Source organism: Streptomyces sp. NRRL B-1347, from assembly GCF_000720325.1.
Taxonomy (GTDB): Bacteria; Actinomycetota; Actinomycetes; order Streptomycetales; family Streptomycetaceae; genus Streptomyces.
Genome location: NZ_JOJM01000167.1, coordinates 1 through 4,304, shown reverse-complemented (window position 1 = coordinate 4,304; position 4,304 = coordinate 1). Strand labels below are relative to the sequence as shown.

Below are 4,304 nucleotides of genomic sequence, written 5' to 3'. Positions count from 1 at the left end.
GCTCAGCGACCGGCTCCTCGACGGCCTCGTGCTCGGTGATGGTCTCACTCATCAGGCGTCTCCTTGATCATCGGATCCGCCGTCTATTGGACACTCCCGTCTCTCCTGCAGCGAGTCCGGGCAGGATCTGGTGGAGAAACTCGGATGCCCCCGCGCTGGTGTACGCGGACGGCCACGGCGCAGGCCCCGACTGCCAAGTCGTCGGCACATGGGTCGACCTTCCCAGTGCCTGAGGCGACAGGATGATCCCGAAAGGCAGACGATGGACGAGTCAACGACGTGGTCCGATCGGTTTGTCCTGACCCCGGTAGACCAGGCGGTGGTGTACGAGAAGGTATTGGTGCCTGGTGTTTTCAACCGCTGTGCGGGCGTGCTGCTCGACGCACTGCCACCGGGCAAGGTGCGGTCGGTGGTGGATGTGGGGACGGGCACCGGGGCGGTGGCGAAGCGGGTGGCGCAGTTGTGGCCCGACTTGAGTGCAGTGGCGGCTGTCGATGTGAGTGCGGCCATGCTTGAGGTAGCACACGCCCGCAGCACCGCTGTCGGGAGCGTGCCCATCCACTATGTTCAGGCCCCAGCCGAGTCGTTGCCGTTCGGCAACAGCCAATTCGATCTTGCCACGTGCCAGCATGTGCTGCAGTTCGTGGCTGACCCTGGCAGGGCACTGCGGGAGATGGCCCGGATCGTCCGGCCGGGGGGCTGGATTCTGGTGGCGGTCTGGGACGAGTTGGCCCGTAACCCCATCGAGCACCTGATGTCCGAGGCTGGTCTTGTGGAGGTCAAATGCAGTGCTGCACCAGTGATGTTCGGATTGCCTAAAGGGACGGACGATCTGCTCTGGCTGCTCCTGTTCTCAGCCGCAGGACCCGAGATACGCGCACTTGCGCCGGCCCCCCGGGCTCGCTTCGAGGCGCAGCTGTATTCCCTGGCCAGCCCATGGATGCACGGCGGCTTGCTCGAAGCGCCAGCTTCGATGGTGGTGATCCGAGGCTATCGTGGTTGAGGATGCGGCGTACCCGAACAGCAGCCTCTTTGCTGCCTTGGACGACGTGACGGCAGCACCGGTCCTGGGCGCCTATCTGGACCACTTCGCCGCCGACCCTGGGGTCCGCGCGGTCAAGAACAGGTCCCTTGACCTGCTCGCTGCCGCATCCCCGGCCACGGTGCTCGACCTCGGTTGCGGCGCAGGCCACGACCTCACGCCTCTCGCCTCACTGGTTGGTCCCGCAGGCCACGTCTTCGGCGTCGACGCCAACGCCGGCATGCTAGCTCTGGCGCGCACCCGGCTAGCTCCTTCAACCCCGGTGACCTTGGTGCGCGCGCACTCTCACTGCCTGCCATTCGCCAACGCCTCCATCGCAGCAGTACGTTGCGAGCGGTTACTCCTCCACGACGCCCAGCCGCATCGTACGGTTGTGGAGATGGCACGGGCCGTGGTTCCCAAGGGGAGGGTCGTGCTCACTGAGCCCGACTGGGGCGGGCTCGCCCTCCATCATCCGGATCAGTCCGTCACCGACCGACTCCTCACGGGGTTCACCGCGCGCAACTTCGCCACTCCGCAAGCCGGCAGAATGCTGCCTTCTCTACTTCGCTCTGCGGGACTCACCCCGGTTCTGATCGAGATCCAACCACAGATCTGCGACTACGACTTGATCGACATGATGGTGGAGTTCCGCGACTGCGCCTTCTGGGGCGAGCAACAGGGCTTGCTATCTCGGGGACAGTCCGAATCTTGGTTGAGCATGTTGCGCTCGGCGCGTGACAAGGGAGTCTTTACTTGCGCGCTTCCCCACTTCATCGCCGTCGGCATCAAGCCCAGTTGAAGGATGACATCATGGAACGAGCGAGCCGTCTTTCCATCCATTACGACACCGGAATGTTCAGCCCTTTGCAGCTACAACCGCGAGCCGCCGCATCGTTGCTATTTATGGGGTGGACACGGTGGCTTGCCGATCATGCCACTCCTTTTCCTTCGATACTCCGTGACTACCGGGTATCATTCCCTGTCGTCGGCTTCCGGTTGCGGTACCTGTCCCCGTTTGGATTTTTCGACGGTAACCATTTCGACCTCACGACATACACGCGCCTGCTTCGTGATCGAACGATGCTGGAAACCACAGCCGAGATACGGTCCGATGATACGTCGGTTGCCCTAGTGTCATTTCTTTCCCGCTGCCTTCTGTTGGACGGGAGCGAATCCCTGACCGGGGTTCCTGGAACCTTCCCAGACAGTTTTTCCGCACTGTTCACCAAGGAAGAACAGCCTGAGGCCTGGTCTCCTGGCCACTTCAGCAAGAGCCTGAAAAGCCTCACTCGAGACCGCACCCCCGTGCTGGAAAGCATATTCCACCTGACGGTCAATCGTCACTTATGCGAAGTCGCCGACCAATGGTGCTTCGTGGATATCCCTGGACATCTTTGTGCGGCTCGTGAAACCATGATCGAAAAGTGCGGAACAGAGTACCCAATTGTGCGGGACGGCCTGCGGCGCCCCCTGCGCAGTGTGGAATTCCGGCTCACTCGACCGCTCTTTTTGCTCGATTCAGCCACCATTACAACCTCGTCATACATCGACGGCGACGAGCTGTCCTTTGTCCATCACATCAGTGGCCCAGACGGAGCGGCAAGAGCAGCCGCGATCGAAACCTTGGAGTATCGGTGATCGAGCACATCGTCCGTGAAGTCGCCGACGAATGCGACGATTGTCTACTCGACTTTCTCACGGAAAAGATCAACCCCGGAGCGAGCCAACGCGACGTCGACGGCACACCGATCGCCACGGAACTGATCAGAGAAGCCATCACCAGAGGGCTGTTCCAGTACGCGCTGCCCACCGACCTGAGGGGCAGGGGATTCGACCCGCTGCGCTGGGGACTGACAGTGGAGCACCTCGGCTATCGCTGCACGGACCTATCCTTCCCTCTCCTCACCTACCTCGCCGCCGCCACTGCCGTCCATGTCTTTGACAGTGGCCGATCGGAACTGATCGAGGAGTACGCCGAGCCTGCTGCCCGAGGAGATCTCTTTCTCGGCTTCGCCTACACTGAAGAACAGGATCCCTTTTCAGCCCACAGTACGATCTCCCGTCGCGGTGATTTCGCTACCGTGAATTTGAGTAAGTCAATCGTGGCAGGAGCCCTACTGTTTGACGCGTTCATCACCTACGCTGTCGATGAAACGGGTGCCCTCGTTGCCTTCGTCCTGGACAAGCGCGACCCGGGAGTCAGCATCGAGCCCATCGATGTCGCAGGTTTTCGCGCAGCGGGATTCGGCCGCATACAGGCTCGGGATATGGTGGTGCCTGCAGCACGGATTATCGACCTGGACGGACTCGCACACGCCCAGCGGATCATAAACGGTCAAGTCAGTTTCTTTGCCGCAGGGCCTACCGGACGTCTGCGAAGCATCCTGCACGACTGCGCACAGCGTCTGAGCAGTACAGAGCGCCATGGCACCCCGCTCGGCGAATTCCTTAACGTGCAGAGCATGCTGGGCCACATGTACGTCGACGTAGAGACCTGCCGTTCCGCCCTCTACCGTGCCTGGCTCACCATCGATCCTGTAGGGGGTCTATGGGCGCCACTCGCCTGGGTCGCCAAGTTCACCGTGGGCGAATACGGCATCCGTCTCATTACTAAAGCGCAGCAGCTCTCTGGCACCACCGGCTTCCTGCGCGAAACGGCCTATGAGCGGCACCTGCGCGACCTGTCCGGGCTTCTGGCCGGGGGAAACCCCCAAGACAAGGTTCTCATCGACCTCGGTGCAGCACACTTCACACCCCAGTCACCAGCGAGACAGAGAGGACGGGGAACCCAATGAAAGTCCATTTCTCAGGAGTCCTGTTGCGATACGTCGACTACCAGAAGGCCATCGACTGCAACGCGCCCACCCTCAACGCCGCTCTCGACAGCCTGTGCTCAGAATATCCCGGCCTCCGTCCCGTTCTGTTCAGCGCGGATGGCCAGGTGAGCGCGGTTCACCGACTGTTCCTCAACGGCGATCAGGTCGCCAACACCGACCTCGGAAATCCCGTCCATGAAGGCGACACACTCGAAGTGATCACGGCTATCGCAGGGGGTAACCGCTGAATGCCTATGAGCCTCGCCCCTTTGGGACGACGGGGGGGCGCATCCAGGAGCCGTTTTCATCCTGAATAATCGCAGGTCATCAGCGTGTGGATGGCCTGGACGGCGGTGCCGATGCGGCAGGGCTTCGGCAAAGTTGTGGTTGAGGGGCGTTTGTGCGGGTGGGCGGGCGTAGAGGTCGGTGATCATGTGGGTTGTTGAGGCTCACATGATCGAGGG

The 4,304-nt window shown here is 61.6% G+C and carries 5 protein-coding genes; all 5 read left to right on the top strand.

Annotated elements, in window-relative coordinates; genetic code table 11:
* The first annotated feature begins 262 nt into the window (after nt 1-262).
* The 5 genes from IG74_RS48585 to IG74_RS0144015 are packed head-to-tail and all read left to right on the top strand — an operon-like array spanning nt 263 to nt 4,088.
* A complete protein-coding gene (locus tag IG74_RS48585; protein WP_051856715.1) occupies nt 263-1,003 on the top strand; it encodes a class I SAM-dependent methyltransferase in 741 nt (246 codons plus the stop codon).
* 46 nt (nt 1,004-1,049) lie between these two features.
* Nucleotides 1,050-1,823 (top strand): methyltransferase domain-containing protein, encoded by a 774-nt coding sequence (locus IG74_RS48580; protein WP_234334672.1) that lies wholly within the window; start codon nt 1,050-1,052, stop codon nt 1,821-1,823.
* A gap of 11 nt (nt 1,824-1,834) precedes the next feature.
* Complete coding sequence (locus IG74_RS52600) at nt 1,835-2,662, top strand: hypothetical protein (RefSeq protein WP_158858100.1); 828 nt, start codon at nt 1,835-1,837, stop codon at nt 2,660-2,662.
* Nucleotides 2,659-3,819, top strand: a complete 1,161-nt coding sequence (locus tag IG74_RS0144020; RefSeq protein WP_030689323.1) for an acyl-CoA dehydrogenase family protein — start codon at nt 2,659-2,661, stop codon at nt 3,817-3,819. The genes IG74_RS52600 and IG74_RS0144020 overlap by 4 nt, the downstream gene beginning before the upstream one ends.
* A gap of 23 nt (nt 3,820-3,842) precedes the next feature.
* The gene (locus tag IG74_RS0144015) at nt 3,843-4,088 is read left to right on the top strand and encodes a MoaD/ThiS family protein (RefSeq protein ID WP_051856711.1); all 246 of its coding nucleotides are present in this window, start codon (nt 3,843-3,845) and stop codon (nt 4,086-4,088) included.
* Nucleotides 4,089-4,304 lie beyond the last annotated feature (216 nt).

What these genes read in the sequence shown, in the direction of transcription:
- IG74_RS48585 (WP_051856715.1), top strand. Translation starts at nt 263, where the DNA reads ATGGACGAGTCAACGACGTGGTCCGATCGGTTTGTCCTGACCCCGGTA.
- IG74_RS52600 (WP_158858100.1), top strand. Translation starts at nt 1,835, where the DNA reads ATGGAACGAGCGAGCCGTCTTTCCATCCATTACGACACCGGAATGTTC.